Raw genomic sequence first — 18,463 nt, forward strand, 5'->3', positions numbered from 1 at the left:
TTTCCGTTCTGTTAATCCGATTATGAAGCTTATACGATCCGTTCTACCCCATTGCCGATGGTGCATACATAGAAGTCGGCTGTTAAGCCTGTTGCTTCCTTGTATTTGCGGCCTACCTCTTCTTGGAATGCCTCTACACTGTCTTCATGAACAAGCGATACCGTACAGCCGCCGAAGCCCGCGCCTGTCATACGTGATCCTAATACGCCTGGAACAAGGCGCGCTGCCGCAACCATTGCATCCAGCTCAACGCCAGTTACTTCGTATAAATCGCGTAGCGAATCATGCGAGCCATTCATAAGCAGGCCGAATTGCTGTAGATCATTTGCCTTAAGCGCTTTGATCGATTGCAGAACGCGATCAATTTCTTCAACTACGTGCTGAGCGCGCTTTTGAACCGTTTCATCCTTGATAAGATGCTTTGCTGAATTGAATTGCTCTAGATTAATTTGACCGAGCAGCGTAAGATTCGGGAATGCATCCTGCAAATCCTGGACCGCTTGCTCACATTGGCTGCGGCGTTCATTATAAGCCGAATCAACAAGTCCGCGACGCTTATTCGTATTTCCAATAACAAGCTTGTAGCTGCCCGAATCAAAAGGCACGAGCTCATACTCAAGCGTATCGCACATAAGCAGAATGGCGTGATCCTTCTTGCCGTTCGCAACCGCAAATTGATCCATAATTCCGCATTTTACGCCATTGAATTCATTTTCTGATTTTTGCGCGAGCAATGCGATTTTCACTGTATCCGTTGGCAAGCCTTCAAGCGATTGCAGGGCGTATGCGGTTACCACTTCAATGGAAGCAGAAGAGGATAAGCCTGCGCCATTCGGGATTTCACCATGGTAAAGAAGATCATAACCGTTTTTGAACACGATACCGCCCTGCAGCAGCTCATTGACAATGCCTTTCGGATAGTTCATCCAGTCGTCAGACTCATCGAAATGGATAGACTCTAATGAGAATTGCTTCGATGCTGGAAAGTTTGTTGTAGCTAGACCCAGCTGATTGTCCGAGCGTTTGCGAATAAGCAGCGTCGTTCCGAACGTTAATGCAGCTGGAAACACGTATCCTCCGTTGTAATCCGTATGTTCGCCAATTAGGTTAACACGGCCGGGAGCATGGAATATGGCGATGTCGCTTGCCTCTCCGCCGTATTGCTGTATAAATTGCTGTGTCAGCTCTTGGAGGTTTGCCATTTGCTATCACGTTCCTTTTATCAGTTTTTTTGTCTTTGTTTTCATTATCAGTATAAGGTAAGACAAATCAAAACGAAATGGCGGTAAGTGCTTTTTGTATGGATTAATGTGACTTTCAGGTTTGAGATTGGACATGCTATGATAGTGGAAATAAGGTATTAGATAACGATACCATACTCATATGGTGGAGGTGTAAAAAAGTTGCGGCAGGATATGTATACGGTAGCTTCTAATCCAGTAATTACGCATGAGGAGAACCGTCATTTGAAAGTATGGTTTGCCGGCGAGAGCCAGACGAAGCCGCTGCACAGACTGGGACCAAAAGTATATGACTTCTATTTAATGCATATCGTGCTGGAGGGCAAGGGTACGTTTAGCTGCGGCGGGAAAACTTATAATCTGTCTGCTGGGCATACCTTTCTCATCGAGCCGGAGCAGTTGATCAGCTATGAATCAGACCATCAAGAGCCTTGGCGGTACCGTTGGGTAGCGTTTAACGGAGAGCTTGCTGCCGAGCTCGTTGCTGCTGCTGGATTCTCAAGTGAGCAGCAGATCGTCTTCGCAGCAGACAAGCGCCGTGCAAGTGCGTTATTTCGGCAAATATACGAAACATTCCGCCGCGGTGGCGCTGCTGTAGATATGAAAGCGGCTGGCTATATGCATCTGCTCTTGGCTGAGTATAAGGCATTGAGGGATGAGCTTAGCGGAAGCTCCCCACGGAGCAGTCATGCAGAAGGAGATCACCTGCTGCAGCAGGTTGTGCACTATTTATCGACACAGTATGCGCACCCCGTCTCTATCGAGGATATGGCGGAATCGCTTGGCTACAATCGTGCCTATTTGTCCCGCTTCTTCAAGCAGCGGTCTGGCGTTTCTCCTGTAACCTTTCTGCTGAATCTGAGAATTGACAAGGCTCGCCATATGCTGCGCGAGCGTCCCGAGCTCACAATTGAGCAAATATCAGCTTCGGTCGGCTTACAAGATGCTCTTTATTTCTCCAAGCAATTTCGCCGTCTGCACGGCCAGTCACCCAGCGCTTATCGCGAGGCGATGAGAAGCTTGGGCAATTAGTCATTCAACTTCGATACCGCCCTCTCCCAAGCTCAAATTACATATTATTTCGGCGCTTCCTTAGGCTTCATTTTCAAAAAATGGGGTAATACTAGTTGAGGGAGTGATACCAATGAAGGAGCTACATACCGGCAACCTATTTTGGCCGAGTACTTTAAGCAGCACTAAACAATATGAACCCTTGAAGCAAAACAAAAAAACGCAGGTTGCCATTATTGGCGGCGGTATGTCTGGAACGATATGCGGCTCCGCATTCGTACGCAGCGGTCTTTCTGCCATGGTCCTAGAGCGAGGTGAAGTCGCTGGGGGCAGCACGTCTGCCAATACTGGTCTGCTTCAATTTTCGAATGATATCATGCTTTGTGATCTAATCGATCAAATTGGCGAGCATGACGCGCAGCTCTTTTATAGATCCTGCAGAGATGCGGTAGATATGCTAGCAGATATAGCGGAGGAGCTTCCTGCGGATGTAGGCTTTATAAGAAGGAGCAGTCTATATTATGCTTCCTCGGAGCAGGATTTGCCTAAGCTGAGAAAGGAATACGAGGCGCTGAAAGCCTGCGGACTCGATGTTGAATTCTGGTCCTCGGATGAAATAGCGGCGCATTTCCCATTTCGCAAGTCTGGTGCAATCGTGACACATGGGGACGCTGAGGTGAACCCCTATCAATTCGTCAATGGCTTAGCAGATTCTGCTGCATTAAATGGTCTGGAAATTCATGAACATACCGATGTCGTCGAGCATGTTACGCTGCCAAATGGACTTCATCGCTTACGTACGGCAGACGGCTTTGAAATTGAAGCGGAGCATGTCGTTTATGCGATCGGCTATGAGCCCGAGGAGCTGCGAGGCAAGCTGATCAAAGCGGAAATAAACCGTTCCTTCGCACTCGTAACGCACAAAGAGCCAAGTCTCCAAAGCTGGCATAAGCAATTTCTCATCTGGGAAACAGCGCGTCCTTATTTATATATGCGGACTACGGTTGACGGGCGCGTGGTCGTTGGAGGTCTAGACGAGGACAACGAGCAGCCGCTTCATAGCGAGTCTGGACGGCATAAACGAAGCGAGAAGCTCATACAGCAGCTTCGAGAGCTGTTTCCTGATTTAACGGCAGAAATCGAATACGAGTGGAGCGCGACATTCGGAGAATCGCGGGACGGACTGCCCTTTATCGGCGCTGACCCTGCTTGGAGCAATGTTTATTACTGCCTAGGCTACGGCGGTAACGGAACCGTGTACAGCGTGCTGGCAGCTTATCTGCTTCGCGATCTTATACGCGGCGAAGAGCAGCCTCTAACCCACATCGTGAAACTAGATCGCAAATCGCTGGCTAATGTATAAGGAGATAGAACACGGCTATTCCGCAAAAAGCCTCAAGCCTGCTCTGCACGTTTTGGCAGCAGTCTTGAGGCTTTTGGGCAAATGGCTATGCGCCTTCAACAATCTTAGAGGCATGGCATTGACGAAATACAGCCTCGGCTTTGCCAAGCCGCGATAAATCCGGCCCGCCCTCCTTATCCAGCAGCGACTTGCTTTCATCCGTTTCTGCTATCACGATTAAAGAGCCGCTTTGCAGCGCTTGACCGCAAATTTGCGATTCTTTATCACTCAGCCCGAGCGTCTGCAAAGATCGCTCATGGTTGCTTCCGCCAAATAGTCCAGACACTGCTAGCGGAAAGGAACCTCCCATATACGAAGAGCTGCCATTGATAGGCATAGCCATTGCCGCCGTTAGGCCGAGGCCGTTATAGCCGGTTGCGCCTATTATACCGGTATCATCGAATCCGCCCGTGCGGTTCGTCATGTCCTCCAATTCACGGAGCTCGTCGGCATGTACATCGCTCTCCGATTCGATGCGTCTGGAATGTTCAGAATCCTTCGCAAGCACGCGAAGCTCACCCGGTACAAATCCGGCTTGCTCCAGCTGCTGTATCGCTGTTAAGGCTTGCTGCTCGGTTTCAAATATACCAATCTTCCTTGTCATGTGATTTCCTCCCGGAGTCCATTGCGAGTGCCAAAATGGATTTCGTAAGCAGCCAGTTTAAAGCGCTGGCTTCTTCAAGCGCACTAGCTAAGACTGGTATGCCCTATTTATGACGAAATGAGTCGGTTTTCGCGGTAATACAGGATGAAAGGCAGAAAGAGTTGTCTAATGCAAAGCGTAGGTTGCTCAACCTTGAAGTTCAGGTTATGATGTAGAAATATACGTTGGAAAATCGGACAAGCAGGAGGCAAAGCGATGATTCATCGAATGCTTCGCTATCCCGCAGGATGGGAATGGCATGTTCTGCAGCAATCTAAGCAACAGGCTGTAAGGCAAGGGCCACTGCCTAGCAGGAAAGATAGCATGAAACAAACGGCTGTCTCGCAGGAAGAACAGCGAGCTAGCAAAGCAGCCGCCAATAAAGAAGAAATAGAAGTTTCCAAAGAAAATACAGATGAGCTGAAACAAATGTTTCCAGAGAGCGCGGCATGGATTGACGAATGCTCTGGCAGGAAGACGAATAATTTCTCCCTGGGCGAAGCTCCTTCCTCTGGCCCTATCCTTTATGGCACATTAATGATTCAAGTATCGGAAAATCAGTTTGACATTCAGCCCCTTCATTTCTGGCTGTCACAGCAGAAACTGATCACCATGCATGATGATATGCGGCCAGCGCTGCGGCTTCAATCATCGGAGCATACATTGAAGCTGAATAACTGCGGTACACCCCAGGAAGCCTTTTTCGTTATGCTCAGTACGCTTCTTGAAACCTTTCATACAGGGCTGGATGAATTTGAGACGCGTTTGGGCGAACTTGAGTCTTCCATGCGGATACGTAATCGAACCGGCTTGATCAACATTATTATCGAGCGCCGTTATGAGCTGCTGCATTGGAATCATCTATTCGTCCCGCTGCGGGAACTGCATGGCGCTGCCAAAGAAGCATTTATGGAAGAACTGACTGAATCGGAAGGCTATAAGCGAATTACATACAAGCTTGAGAGAATTGAAACACTTCTTAAGCATTATGCGCATGAGATTGATACGCTTATATCAGTGGACGATGCGATCGCCAGCTTCAGAGGCAATGATATTATGAAAACCTTAACCATCTTCACGGTGATGATTCTGCCGGCTACAGTTGCTGGTGCCATATGGGGCGCTAACTTCGAGAATTTGCCTTTGATTAGTTACGGATGGGGATTTAACGGAATGATTGCCCTCATTGTCATTATTACCATTTTGATCTATATTTGGCTGTGGAGAAAAGGCTGGACTGGCGATTTGCTTAATGCGCGCAAACCGCAAGAAATCATTGCTGAGGATGCCCCAGAGAGCAGTGAGCTTCTGGGCAGAAAGCGATCTAAACGATCATCCAAAAAAACACATGCCTCCAAGAAAGAGCTGCGGCCTACTGCCAATGGGCTTTCTCGTCGGAATCGCACCTAGACAAATAAAAGTCCGCTTGCTGAGAGAAGAACTCAACAGGCGGACTTTTTTATTGATACGTAAACAGCCTAAAGCTTCACTGGCAGGCCGGTGCGCGCCGATTCATTAGCGGCAAGCGTCACTAGGTGCGTCAGCCAAGCGTCTTCGTAGGTAGAGCGGATTTTCGATTTATCCCCTGTACGAACTGCATGCAGGAATGCATCATTTTCCAGCTCATAAGGATTGCTGCGGTTGGCATAATCTGTTCTGCCCCCCGCTTCCACATCGACCAAACCGCCATGGCCCAGCTCAAGCACACCTTTATTGGTGTAAATATGCAGTCCCGAGCGGTCTCCTGCTGAAATGGCACATGTATTGCTTATTGTTGCAACCGCGCCTGAAGCCAGCTTAAGCGTAACGGTACCGACATCAGGAACAGAAACGCCCTCCTCTATGCTGGACATGATCCGATCCCCATAAGCAGCATAAACCTCGCTCACTTCTCCCACTGTGTAACGCAGCAAATCGACGATGTGAGTCGTCTGCTCGACGAATTGGCCGCCTGAGCCTTCCATTCTCCGCCACCAGCTTACACCCGGCATGGAGCCCATCCAATAACCTAGCGCCATACCCACCGTGCGCTCTCGCAGCAGCTCTCTCGCACGGTCTGTGCCGTCCATATATCGGAAGTGATAACCAACCGATGTTATCAACTCTTTTGCTTCAATTTTTTTCAATATTGCATATGGCTCCTGCTCATTAACGCCAATAGGCTTCTCAACCAAGAAAGGTATGCTTCTTTCAATTAGAGCATTCTCAGCTTCACCATGCGCAAATGGCGGTACGCATATGTATACTGCGTCCAGCTTGCGATCATCAAGCATATTATGAATTGAATCATAGCCTCGCGCACCAGCAAACTGCGATGCTGCGCTATCAGCCTTTTGTTGGCTTGTCGCAACGAAAGCAGCTACCTGCACGCCCTCGATTTTCGATAGCTTCTCCGCATGCATCATACCAAACCAGCCTGTACCTATAATTCCTATCTGAAGCGTCATAGATGAATCCCCTTTCAGAATGATCTTATATGATCGATTATACGTGCCAGTATGAGAGTAAGTCCATTTATTATCCGCTGGTACCCATTTTCCCGCTCTTTCATACACTACTATATCTAAGGAATGCGGTCTTTGAGCGGAGGGATGAAATGGGGAAAATCAAACGAAATACGTATCAAGAACCGCAAGAGCTGGATTTCCGCACTGCCCTGTTTTTGGCTGCTGTTTGCGGACAAACGTATGTACAATTCACGAACAAGAACGGCTTGTTTCTAGTACCAAAAACGTACCACCTAGCAGGGGAATTTTCGGCAAAAGGAATTGATGACAGCGAGGAACGTTTTGGATTTGTGCTCACTTCTCCTCGAGCTTCCGTCCTTGCCTTTCGGGGCAGCGGATCTACCGTAGACTGGGTTTCTGATTTCATTGCCCAACAAACCGCATATCAGCCTGTTAAAGATGCCGGCCTCACTCACAAAGGCTTTACTGACATTTATATGTCTACAAGAAATCAAATTTTCGACATTGTGAACCAGCTGCCTAAGGATATACCGCTATTTATTACAGGCCACAGCCTCGGAGGAGCGGTTTCTACACTTGCAGCACTCGATCTTGCTAGCAATTCCGCGTTCACAGAGCCTATCGTATACACCTTTGGTGCGCCAAGAGTAGGTGACCCAAAGTTCGCAAACCATTATAACTCGCTGATCGCGACACATTGGCGCTTTCAGAATGAATTCGATATTGTTCCGCATCTTCCGACACTCGTATATCAATCCCCTAATACGAAGCAAACCTATTATTACATGCATGTGAAGGGTGAAGTTAAGCGTTCTTTCCGCATGGGCTCCGTCTCTGGAAACCATGTCCTCTCCAGTTACTTCTCTGATCTCGCGAAAGAAGACCCTGCTTTCGCTATGTCGATATGCGCGGATCCCCCTGGGTTTTGCCCAGCATTAGTATTTTAAAATGAATAACGTTTATCAAAAAAAATAGTGAGTACATTCTCACCCGCCATGAATCGATCTTCACGGAGATAGAGATTGTCCTCACTATTTCTATTATGCCGGCAGCACATAGAGCAGGATAGCAAAAAAATGTACGATAGATCCGCCAAGCACGAACAAATGCCATACGGCATGATGATACGGAAAGCTGCGCCACATATAAAATACCGTTCCAAACGTATAAAGCAATCCGCCCGTCACTAGCAGCTGTACGCCCCCGGGGGCTAAATGAGCCGTAAGCGGCTTCCAAGCAAACACAATAATCCAGCCCATTGCGATATAGACAAGCGTTGAGGTAAATAAATATTTAGATGCGAAAAACGACTTGAATACGACACCAAACACCGCCGCGCCCCAGACAATGCCGAACAGCACCCAGCCTAGGCTTCCCTTTACGATATGGAATAAAATTGGCGTGTACGTTCCAGCAATGAATACATATATAAACGAATGGTCGAGTGATTCGAACACTCGCTTTGCTTTTCCCTCAGGAAAGCTATGTACGAGTGTGGAAGCCGCATATAGCAGAAGCATGGCCGTGCCGTATATGGTGAAGCTGACAACATGAAAGGCGGTACCTTTGGTCGCCGCGAATACGATCAACACGACGAGTGCAGCAATGCTTAATCCCGTTCCTATGCCATGCGTGACGGCATTAGCGATTTCTTCCCTCTTCGTATACGTATGGGTATTTGCCATAGGCCTCTCACCTCCAACGTCGTTAGCAAGCCTGTAAGAAGCTTGAAAAACGGCTTGCTCTCCCCTTAGTTTAAAGGATCATACCCAGCCTTTCAACCATTCGCTCATACGGTTAATTGTTTTATCCAAATTGCAGACCGCTTCGTGGTCGGTATAGGGCTGAGTATGGCGGAAATAATCAGCATGCCCGCCAATCATCTGTATCCCTTCTACATATCCAGGCGCATACTTCAAACGGTTCCAGCGCGGCATCGAGAAGCCGCTTCTGCTCCACCCGCCCCAGCTGCCTATACGGCTAATGGGATCATTGATTTTGCCGAGGCTGTCAATCGAGTGGAAATAACTGACCCGATCCTGCAGCAGTGGTTCTATTGGCGTTCGCGGTGAACCGATCTGTACGATACGGAAATCCTTGACCTCGTTTTTTTCGTGCAGCATTTTTGCAGCTTGATATGCTGCGGCGCCACCGCCGCTGTGTCCAATTAACAGCACCTTGTCGCTTGTCAGCGTCTGTTTAATTTGCTTCATTGCCTGCTGGCCTCCCACACGTCCGGCCGTCATTCGATTAGACAAATCACTTCTTACCTCGAGCACTTGTTTAACCAAGCTGCGACTTGCGTCTCCATAAGGAAGCAGCACATGAATGGAGGGCGCTACACCGTCATTTTGGAAAAGCTTCTCGAGTTTTATTTTGCATTCATTGAACAATGTGTTTGAGGTTGCTACACCAGCGAGCAAATATATACTCATGCGTGATGGTTTTATCGTAGTCACAACAGGTCCCTCCGATCATAAAATGTTGTTTTGTCTCTTCATTATGTGGGTCTGCAGCCTAATTCATTCTTGTATATAAATGTTATTTCCCTGTAAATCCACTCCATAGCCTATCCGATCAAGCGTTTCCTGAAGCGGCAGCGCACGTATATTGCGATAAATATTTTGATCCATTCTCGTTTTGGTGCCTGTCCATATTTTACGTTCTATAACCGCGACTGGTGCCATATCATTCAGCCTTCCATCATTCGACAAGATATGAGCAACTCGGTTGCCATTGTCGTCGCGTGACAGCTTGATCTCCAGCTTCAATACTCGCGAGAAGAAGTCTGTGCCTATATACAAAATACCGCCTTCTTGAAACACGCCGCCTCTGTAGGTAAATCGCTGCTGCACGTCCAAGCCTTCTTCACCTTGCTGCTGGAAGAGACCTGTAAGAAAATGTGCCGAATCAGTAGCCGATCGGTATGCGTCAAGCAGCTCTGGCTCACTCGTTATGGAATAATCATTTACTCTACGCGCTTTATTAGCAGCTGTTATATTATTTACGTCGAAGTAAAACACGGCCTTTATTCGAGGATAATCCTTTTCTAAATGACTGTACAAACGCGAAATTTGTGTGCTCGCAAAAGCATTATCTTTGATGCCATCGGTTGTATTGAAATGGGTTGCTCCAAATTCTGACAGCTGAATCGGCTTTGCTGCGCCAAAACGATTGTAAACATAATTAAGCAAATCAAGCGGGTCCTCGTAATCTGCTTTTTGACGCTTGCTGCCATTATGGTACTTCACATTGTATACATTTACACCTACCCAATCCACAAACTCATCGCCAGGATAAAATCTTTCAATCGTATCCACCGGCATCGCGAGCACCGTCCAAACCATAGCTACATTAGGAGCCTGCACTGCAAAAATATCATGAACCATTCGCCAAGTCTGCTTATACTGCTTCGAGTAGCCGCTGTAATTGGTCCAGGTTCCATTCATCTCTGAAGCAAATCGCAAGAAAATCGGTATGTTCGCCTGCTTCGCCTGCTCAGCAAATGTTCGGATATACTCATCGTCCTTCACTTGCTCCAATCCCTCATTGGGTTCCCACGCAATATGCGGAAAAGCTCCTACAGATTTCACCTGCTCCACCCACTTAGAAGGGAAAGGCTGACCATAACCTACATACTTAAAGAAGCTTGCATGAGTGCGGCCCGTTCGTTCATTGAAAGCTTTCATACTGAAGCTAATTGTATCATCCTGAAGCACATAAGCCCCTAGATAAACACCATTCACCGGCTCCAATTTGGCCAGCTTATAACTAGGCTGCTTTGGAGTAAAGTGAACGGTCCAATCCCCCTTCTCGGCAATTGGAAGATGGTATTGCAGCATCTTAGCCTGTATTAGGCTGCTTGTGACTACTCTGGATAAAGTTGCATTCTCCACTCTAAGAATCATTAGCAATGCAGCGGAAATCGTTATGAGAATGGCCATCCATAACTTCTTTCGTAATGAAATGCTGCTGATTTTGCCTTGATGATCCATCAACCCACTCTCCTTGGAAGCTTACACTTATCGTATAATGCAAAGTATAGCTGTACTCTCAGCATCGGCTTTCCAAATAACGGTTATTCGGTTAATCTCAAGTTCATATAAAAAAAGACGCCAAGCTGCTGCCAGCCGGCGTCCTTCTTCCTTGCTATTGCTGTACACAATTATTTCGTTCCAATTGCTATACACCCATTTTTTTGCGTTGGTTGTTAACTTTTTTCGTATTCTGGCTCTTCATCGCCTGCGTCCCTGTGGAAAGGTGCGTTTGGCCGGGAGCTCCGCCAGTTTTATTTTGCTTCTTCTGGGCGAGCAATTGCTTTGCTTTCTCTGCTTGAGTCAGCTGCTTCGGCTGCTCTACAGCTTGGTTCTCTTCATTTGTAGACATAGGTTCACCTCACTTCATGCACTACATAGTTCTTATTCTACTACACTTACATATCTGGTAAAAGAGGCTTTGCTCAGTGTTATGCAATCTTTTACCTGCCAATTTGCCATTTCGAGCTGTTGCTGGACGTTTTCCGTCGTTACGATTACCGCATGATCCGACATTTTCCTTACACTCTCCAACATATCGAGCTGCTCCTTCTCGGGCAGCACCGAGCATAAATTATAAGGCATATCCACAATAGCAGCATCATATCGATCTTCAATGAAGCGCATATCTCCAAGCTTCACCCGATTCGGATAGCCGAAATGAGCCAGATTAGCCCGTGCACCCCGTACAGCAAGCGGATTTAAATCTACTCCTTCAATAGGTATGCCCATCGACATCGCTTCTATAAGGACAGTTCCCATACCGCAGCAAGGATCGATCATCCGAATAGCTGCTGCGTCTCGCCCAGCAGCGAGATTAACGATTGCCCGTGCGGCACGTGTGGGGAGCGCTGTGGAATAATTTTGCGGCTTTTTCTGATGCTTGAGCCATAGCGCGCTATTCTCCTCACAAAGTCCGAAATACCAGCGTCCATTCCAAACGGTAAGGCCGAATAGCTGCTCCGGCCCGCGCATCTGCGCTTGACCGCGAATAACCGACCCAGCAGTTCGTTCCAGCATTCGCTGCTCCTCGAATGTGAATTTCACATCTCCGGCTGTAAACAGCACCTTAAACGTTTTTCCTTCGAGTTCAATAAACGGAAGTAACGCAATTAACTCCTCTAGGCTGCCCGCTTCGTACAGCACTTCAATCCTGCGTTTCACAAAAGGACTCCGATCAGCCGTTATTTCAAAGTTGCTCTTAATGAATCCGTTTTGAACGGGCTGACCTAATAACGTATGCAGCTCCAGCTCACATAAAGCTGCTTCATCCTCATGACTTGCGTACGTATAAATAAACATCCAGTTCATCACCATCAATGCTGTACTATTTATTGAAATAGCTGCATTATCGCCTTTTTCTAGATTTCCTTGCGAGATACAAAGCTATTCTGTGTTCATTGCATTAGCAACCGCAGCGGATCTTCCTCTAAGCTGAGTCCATGCAACCTTACAGATGATATAAGCAAGCACCATAATTTGCGGCAGCGTTGTTTCCCATGTTGGATAAATACCAAGCGCGCCAATCGTCAGTAAATCAGACGATGTGTGTGAAGGAACCCAGCCGGCTACTTGGAGGGAGTGAATGCTTTCTCCGAGAAAACGGATAACGAGATAATAAATTAACGCTGATGCTACCATAAAGAAGGGACGAATCGGCAGCTTTGAACTAAACTTTATAATGGCAAAGCCAAGCGCAATCAGCAGCACAAGTGTTACACCAAAGCCTAGCGCAAGCTGAAGCGGGTCAATAGAGGGTGCCATGCCCACATAAAAGATAGTTGTCTCTGCGCCTTCGCGGAAAATAGCAAGACAGGATACCGCAAACAGCGACCATAAGCTGCCGCGAGCAAGCGCTTTGCCCATTTGCCCATCAATATATTGGTTCCAGTTCTTCATATTGGATTTGCTGTGCAGCCAGTTGCCCACTGTAATCATAAGAAGCACGGACAAAAGCCCAGCCAAGCCTTCGATCGATTCACGCGCGCTTCCCGCAGCTATTTGTGCAATCGCATAGGTTAAGATGACGGCCATAACGCCGCTGAGCAGCAAGCCCGCCCATACGCCGGACCATACCCATTTTTGTTTATCTGCATTTCCCGAACGCCGAAGATACGCGAGCAGAGCTGCTAGTACCAATATGGCTTCAAGCCCTTCACGCAGCAATACCATGCCGGCATCCCAGGCTGTATAGCGTGTATCTGCGTTCATAGGCTCTAGCTGCACCAGCATTTCTGCAATAAGCTTCTCTGCTTTTTCGGCATCCACCGATTTGGATAATAGATACCCCGTAACCTCTGCCATTTTGATTTCAATGTCTTTATAGACGGCAGTCGAGCGGAGACGCACTTCTCCTTCTATCGCCGGCCACTGTACAATGAAAGTTTCCATCTGGCCGGCGGCATCTCCATAATTTCCGGATTTGGTAGCAATAAGCGCCTGGTCTAGAATAGCTATCTCGTCCGCTATGGACAATCCGGATTTCTTCGAACCAGCTGCTATCTTGCCATCTTTATAATCGTTCACTAATTGAATGAGGCTAAGCGTTTCCGCTTCCGCCTGCTCAGCACGTGGAGGCTCCGATTGGATCGAGATTCGAATCATACTCATTCTTGTTTCCAAGCTGCCGTACACGCTAAAATTATCGGCCCTTACAGCTGATTCGATTTGGGGCCAGCTGTTATTCATTTTACGATAATCCGCATTTGCATGATCCCACTCGCCTGCTTTAATGCGAACCAATAAATCCTCCGCAAGCGGCAGCAGGCTTATAGCAGCCTCTTGCCCGGTTAGCTGCGACTTTTCTGTATCCAAGCTTTTCACATATTGATTAATTGCTTTAGCAAGCGTAGAAAGCGCGGATTTTGCAGCTTCAGGGTCATTCTCTGACGCAGCTAACGCCTGAAGCGCTCCTGTTAGAGCAGCATCAACCTCATCTGACTGTTTAGTTGCATCCGCAGCCTTAGGGGCTAGTATCTCCCATCTAGCAGCTGCATCCTCTACATGAGCCGCCGATTTCTCCCATTTGCCCTGACCCGCCTCAACCAATGCGCCTCCGACTAAAGGAAGCAGCCGATCCAGCTCAGAAGCTTGATTCCCTTCTGCCCAAGCATGAAGGGGGCTGTTAAAAATCATCATTAACAGAAAAAAAACGGAACAGAAACGGATAGCGCTCCGCTTCATTCCGCTGTTATATTTTGCGAACATCCTTGTTCGCTCCTTTCATCATAACCAGCTTCAATTTCATTAAAATAGCGTTTCACCAATATAGCCGCCCTCTTTCACGCCTGGAAAGCAAGCAAACACCGCGCTGCCTGTATGAACAATATATTCATTTAGCAAATCGCTTTGTCCCATTCTCTGCTGCATCGGAATAAACTGCTTGCGAGAGTCCCGATTGAAGCAAATAAATAAGAGGCCAGCATCAAGCTGCCCTGTCTTGTGATCCATACCGCTGGAATAAGAGAAGGAGCGTCGCAAAATTTTCACTGATCCGTCACCATGGGCTAATCGTACATGGGACCTCATCGGGATAACGGGCTTCCCCTTGTCATCCTTGCTTTCCAAATCCAGCTTGTCGAATTCATGCGCAGCACCTATTGGCGCTCCACTATCGCGATGGCGTCCGAACGTCGCTTCTTGATCGCCAAGCGTTGAGCGATCCCACACTTCAACTCTTATTCGAATCCGTCTTACGACCATATAGCTTCCTCGGTCCATCCAGCCTGCTCCGTCGGATGCATTCGCCCAAACGACCTTCTTCATCTCTGTTTCATTATGAACGTCAGGATTGCCTGTTCCATCCTTAAAGCCCATTAAATTACGCGGAGTAGAGCCTGTAGGATCGGAGCCGCTCGTACGCTGAAATCCCTCCTGCGTCCATCGAAGAACAGCTTTTCCTCGCGCTATTCTCGCAAGATTGCGTATCGCATGAAAGGCGATCTGCAAATCATCAGCATTTACCTGAACGCCGATATCACCGCCCGACCATTCTGAACGCAGCTCGTCACCGCCGAAAGGAGGAAGCTCCGTGAGCGCTTCAGGACGTTTACCGGCTAAACCGAATCTGGAATCGAAGAAGGACGGTCCCACTCCGAAAGTAATCGTTGTGCGCGAAGGGGTTAATCCTGCTGCTTCGCCAGTATCCGAAGGAGGCATATTAACATTGTTGTTGGAGCTGCCAATCATCTCCCCGCTCGTCATAGAAGCTGATGCAGCAGTCCACGCCTTGAATAGCATGCGAACTTCATCCAAAGAGGCTGTCGTTAAATCAAAAGCCGCAAATACAATAAAATCCTGCGGAGGAGTTACAATTCCTGCCTGATGCGATCCATAGAAGCTTATGATATTATTCTTGTCTGCTGTTTTTGCTTCACTTGCAGAATTCTTGGCAGCCGTTCGCTCCTTCGTAGAGAAAAGGCCACCCACACCGGCGCCGCCAAATAGGAGGCCAGCACCGCCAACGCCAGCCAGCCGCAACAAATCTCTGCGGCTGATTGATTTTTTCAACATCCCGGTCTCTTTATCCTCACCTTGATCTGGCCCAGAATCTATCGGTCTAGTCATATTATTACGCCTCCAAAATTATTCCCATTTGGGAAAGCGGTTCTGCTAGCGCATCGATTAGCCGGCTTAATTTCTTCGTATCTTCTTCTTTCAGTTCGAGATAGGAAACATAACCATCTCCGGTTTTGTAAGCAGATAACGCTTGCTCTAAATCAGCAAATCCTTTAGCAATTTGCTCGTTTAGCGCTGCGTCCTTCTCATTTAGTTTATCCTTTAACAGCTCATGAATTTTGCTGGCACCCTCCACATTCGCTACAAAGTCGTACAAATCGGTATGAGAGTAACGTTCTTCCTCACCGACAACTTTCGAAGAGGATACTTCATTAAGCAATTCTACTGCTCCGGTAACAAGCAAGCCTGGCTCAACCTCTACTGTTTCCATTAATGCGCGAAGCAGCTTGACATCCTCTAGCAGACGATCAGCATAATCATCCATTCCAGCGGTTGAATTTTTCTCCCAAAGCGCTTGCTCAATACGGTGGAATCCGCGCCAATCCTTCTCCTCCACATCATTCTCGCGAGCATCAATGTTCGGATCAAGATCGCCAAGCGCATCTGCGATAGGCTCAATACGCTCATAATACATCCGTGTCGGAGCGTACAACTGCTTCGCTTTCTCTACATCGCCAGCTTTGACAGCGGTGACAAATTTTTCTGTTTCAATAATAAAAGTATCTGCCTGTTCGATTGTGAATTGACGATAGCTGTTCACAATAGGCTCCCATGTATCATCAGTTGCAGCAGCTTCCTTCCCATCATTAGTGGTTACAGCCGCAGGCTCATTCTTATCTGCTGCATTCGAGCCGCAGCCTGTAAATACGATGGTGCAAGCCATCAAAAAAGCAACTATTTTAAACTTCATTATTTAATACTCCCCTACTCCAATAAATTGGATCTTTGTTTATCCTAAAATGAAGTATATTCGCTATTGATAATCATTGTCAATGGAATATTTGCTCACCAAAATAAGCGCCAAATAAAGAAAAAAAGACCCCCGCATGTGAGATCTTCTTTACGCCGTTCGAAAGGCTCCTGTTCCTGTTGCCTGCAGCTCTTCTTTGCACCCTGTATAGGACTGCAGTTTACCGTGATAAACGAGATCAAGCAATGCTGTATTCTGCAAATCGCCAGGCGTTACGAATAAGGATGGCTTATTTACTAAGCTCACACCACTTTCCTCAAATACAGAAGCTACAAACTGAGAGCAGAAATAGGCGTACTCGCGTTTCATCTCGATATTAAGCATGATGCCGAGCATACCAAGCAAATTATATTTATATTGATCTCGGTTTTGTTCCATATATATAATCTGGTTGCGAATGCTAGTGTAGGCGCATGGACTGATCTTGCATCTATATAACGCGCAGGTAGAATGCTCGAAAAACTCACCTCGAACGTCTTCTTTCACAAATCCCGCAAAAAAAGGATTGCTCGGATTTTTCCTACCGAAGCTATATACTTCATTGAGATCGCTGTCAAATGCTATGGAAGCATGATTTAGCCTGTTTTTCGTATACCATTGAATTGTTTTTGAGAATAGAGTACCGGTATTTGTAAGAAGTACATAAATTTCAACTTCCTTATTCATGCCATACAACCTCCACATTAAAGAACTTTCATCTAAGTATTTACTTTAATGCAGGAGAAGCTATTTCTAAACCTGCCTAGGTAATAGGAGCTTACTCGACTTTAGTCCAGTTTTGCAGCTCAATGCCTATTGGTTGTTCTAGCAACCTTTCACACGCTTTCAGAAGCTTCCTTCATTTTACTGGATTTTCTATTTTTACTCAACATATACTTAATTGTTTATCTGCTCAAAACCATAATTGGAGCTCAAATTCGCTTATTGCATATAGAATGTCAGTTGGAATAATCTAGTATATTAGGGATCGATAATTGAAGCGTGGGTTAGAGGGCTCTACGGTGTAAATATGTTTGTAACTCCGAAGCTTTCCCTTCCTCTTATTTTTAAAAATGTTAACTTATGTTTGCTAGAGTGGTGATATAGTAGAAATAGATATTAATCATTCATTTACTATTTATATGCATTCAGCTGTATTTTAGTATAGACGAATGAATCATTTCTTTTGTTGCGGAGGATGCTCTATGGAATGGTATAACCGTTATAAAAAACAATTAGCTTATGTATTTAATGAAGCAGAACAACGAATCGCAGCCTTTCCAGCTCCTTTGGATTCTATTGGGCTTGCATATGCGGATAAATTCAATCCCACTAAGCAGGACAGCGGCAAGGACTACATTTGCTGCTTGCTTCCTTTCTGGGTCAAGGAATCTGCTGGCATTAATGACGATCAATGTGAACGGCTGGCATTAGCAAATGTATATGGCATGCTCTATTTCTTTATTCAGGATGACATAATGGACAGCAAGCCCTCTTCTAATTGGAAGGAGCGGCTCGCGCTTGGCAATCTATTGATGCTTGAGATGTTCAACATATTTCGCAAGCTGTTCCCTTCAAGCTCTGCCTTCTGGGAACATTACGACAGCTATGTGCTCGACTGGGCGGACAGTGTTGTGAACGAGAATAGCGAAGACTTCTTTATAAAGGACCCCATTCGTACAGCTGGCAAAGCCAGCCCTGTCAAAACCGCTAGTACCGGGGCGCTGCTGCTGTCGGGACGTGAAGCGCTTATTCCATCGCTTGAGCATGCGATCGATATCGTGCTGATGACTTTGCAAATGGCTGACGACTATGCGGACTGGAAAGAAGACTTAGCCGACGGCAGCTATAACGGTTTGCTTGCCATGATTGCTGCGGACCGAGACAACACTGAACCTTTGACAGAAAAAGAAGTAGAGAATGCTATTTATATTCGGGGATGCATGAAGCCCTATACACAAATCGCCCAAGATAATCACAAGAAACTGTTAGCTACTAGGGTCGGTGCTAATGAGTTAATACAATTTCATGCGTATATTATAGGACATTTGATCGATGTTGCTGAGACTATTGAATCAAATCTAGCATTGCACCTTAAGGGTGGATTTGAATACTTCTTATCTACCAATCCAGTAAAACAGGTTCTTTAGTATGTATTTTTTGTCGATTTCTTGTAAATATATGTAGATTTTGTCGA

Annotated in this window: 17 protein-coding genes; 5 read left to right on the forward strand and 12 right to left on the reverse strand. The window is 46.7% G+C overall.

The window, feature by feature from the left end:
* Positions 1-29: 29 nt before the first annotated feature.
* Positions 30-1,202, reverse strand: a complete 1,173-nt coding sequence (locus tag CEF13_RS24220) for a galactokinase (protein WP_102714755.1) — start codon at positions 1,200-1,202, stop codon at positions 30-32.
* Between the two features lie 201 nt (positions 1,203-1,403).
* Here CEF13_RS24220 and CEF13_RS24225 point away from each other — a divergent pair, with 201 nt between their 5' ends.
* Both CEF13_RS24225 and CEF13_RS24230 read left to right on the forward strand, forming a co-directional pair.
* Positions 1,404-2,273, forward strand: coding sequence for an AraC family transcriptional regulator (locus CEF13_RS24225; protein ID WP_243864736.1), 870 nt, complete (start codon positions 1,404-1,406; stop codon positions 2,271-2,273).
* A gap of 112 nt (positions 2,274-2,385) precedes the next feature.
* A complete protein-coding gene (locus CEF13_RS24230) occupies positions 2,386-3,615 on the forward strand; it encodes an NAD(P)/FAD-dependent oxidoreductase (protein WP_102714757.1) in 1,230 nt (409 codons plus the stop codon).
* Positions 3,616-3,700: 85 nt separating this feature from the next.
* Here the strand turns inward: CEF13_RS24230 and CEF13_RS24235 are convergent, their stop codons facing one another.
* Positions 3,701-4,258 (reverse strand): general stress protein, encoded by a 558-nt coding sequence (locus CEF13_RS24235; RefSeq protein WP_102714759.1) that lies wholly within the window; start codon positions 4,256-4,258, stop codon positions 3,701-3,703.
* A 255-nt stretch (positions 4,259-4,513) separates the two neighbouring features.
* On the opposite strand from CEF13_RS24235, the gene CEF13_RS24240 reads away from it, so the two are divergent.
* On the forward strand, positions 4,514-5,707 hold the full coding sequence (locus CEF13_RS24240) for a magnesium transporter CorA family protein (RefSeq protein WP_102714761.1): 1,194 nt from the start codon (positions 4,514-4,516) through the stop codon (positions 5,705-5,707).
* 68 nt (positions 5,708-5,775) lie between these two features.
* Here CEF13_RS24240 and CEF13_RS24245 read toward each other — a convergent pair whose 3' ends face one another.
* On the reverse strand, positions 5,776-6,744 hold the full coding sequence (locus tag CEF13_RS24245) for a Gfo/Idh/MocA family protein (RefSeq protein WP_102714763.1): 969 nt from the start codon (positions 6,742-6,744) through the stop codon (positions 5,776-5,778).
* A 149-nt stretch (positions 6,745-6,893) separates the two neighbouring features.
* Here CEF13_RS24245 and CEF13_RS24250 point away from each other — a divergent pair, with 149 nt between their 5' ends.
* Positions 6,894-7,712: a lipase family protein gene (locus CEF13_RS24250; protein WP_102714765.1), complete on the forward strand. Its 819-nt coding sequence runs from the start codon at positions 6,894-6,896 to the stop codon at positions 7,710-7,712.
* A gap of 93 nt (positions 7,713-7,805) precedes the next feature.
* Here the strand turns inward: CEF13_RS24250 and trhA are convergent, their stop codons facing one another.
* From trhA to CEF13_RS24295, 9 genes are all read right to left on the reverse strand, one after another.
* A complete protein-coding gene (trhA, locus tag CEF13_RS24255) occupies positions 7,806-8,450 on the reverse strand; it encodes a PAQR family membrane homeostasis protein TrhA (RefSeq protein ID WP_102714767.1) in 645 nt (214 codons plus the stop codon).
* A 78-nt stretch (positions 8,451-8,528) separates the two neighbouring features.
* Positions 8,529-9,224 (reverse strand): lipase family protein, encoded by a 696-nt coding sequence (locus CEF13_RS24260; protein ID WP_244917119.1) that lies wholly within the window; start codon positions 9,222-9,224, stop codon positions 8,529-8,531.
* A gap of 63 nt (positions 9,225-9,287) precedes the next feature.
* On the reverse strand, positions 9,288-10,760 hold the full coding sequence (locus CEF13_RS24265; RefSeq protein WP_102714769.1) for a glycoside hydrolase family 26 protein: 1,473 nt from the start codon (positions 10,758-10,760) through the stop codon (positions 9,288-9,290).
* Positions 10,761-10,947: 187 nt separating this feature from the next.
* On the reverse strand, positions 10,948-11,151 hold the full coding sequence (locus CEF13_RS24270) for a hypothetical protein (protein ID WP_102714771.1): 204 nt from the start codon (positions 11,149-11,151) through the stop codon (positions 10,948-10,950).
* Between the two features lie 32 nt (positions 11,152-11,183).
* Positions 11,184-12,101 (reverse strand): TRM11 family SAM-dependent methyltransferase, encoded by a 918-nt coding sequence (locus CEF13_RS24275; RefSeq protein ID WP_244917120.1) that lies wholly within the window; start codon positions 12,099-12,101, stop codon positions 11,184-11,186.
* Positions 12,102-12,185: 84 nt separating this feature from the next.
* Positions 12,186-14,006, reverse strand: coding sequence for an FTR1 family iron permease (locus tag CEF13_RS24280; RefSeq protein ID WP_243864734.1), 1,821 nt, complete (start codon positions 14,004-14,006; stop codon positions 12,186-12,188).
* A 39-nt stretch (positions 14,007-14,045) separates the two neighbouring features.
* On the reverse strand, positions 14,046-15,365 hold the full coding sequence (efeB, locus tag CEF13_RS24285) for an iron uptake transporter deferrochelatase/peroxidase subunit (RefSeq protein ID WP_102714775.1): 1,320 nt from the start codon (positions 15,363-15,365) through the stop codon (positions 14,046-14,048).
* Positions 15,366-15,369: 4 nt separating this feature from the next.
* On the reverse strand, positions 15,370-16,227 hold the full coding sequence (gene efeO / locus CEF13_RS24290; RefSeq protein ID WP_102714777.1) for an iron uptake system protein EfeO: 858 nt from the start codon (positions 16,225-16,227) through the stop codon (positions 15,370-15,372).
* A gap of 150 nt (positions 16,228-16,377) precedes the next feature.
* Entirely contained in the window at positions 16,378-16,953 is a 576-nt protein-coding gene (locus CEF13_RS24295; protein WP_102714779.1) for a hypothetical protein, read from the reverse strand.
* A gap of 518 nt (positions 16,954-17,471) precedes the next feature.
* Between CEF13_RS24295 and CEF13_RS24300 the strand changes: the two genes are divergently transcribed.
* Positions 17,472-18,416 (forward strand): hypothetical protein, encoded by a 945-nt coding sequence (locus CEF13_RS24300; protein WP_102714781.1) that lies wholly within the window; start codon positions 17,472-17,474, stop codon positions 18,414-18,416.
* Positions 18,417-18,463: the final 47 nt, after the last annotated feature.

The organism is Paenibacillus castaneae (genome assembly GCF_002884445.1).
In the GTDB taxonomy this organism is placed as follows: Bacteria; Bacillota; Bacilli; order Paenibacillales; family Paenibacillaceae; genus Pristimantibacillus; species Pristimantibacillus castaneae.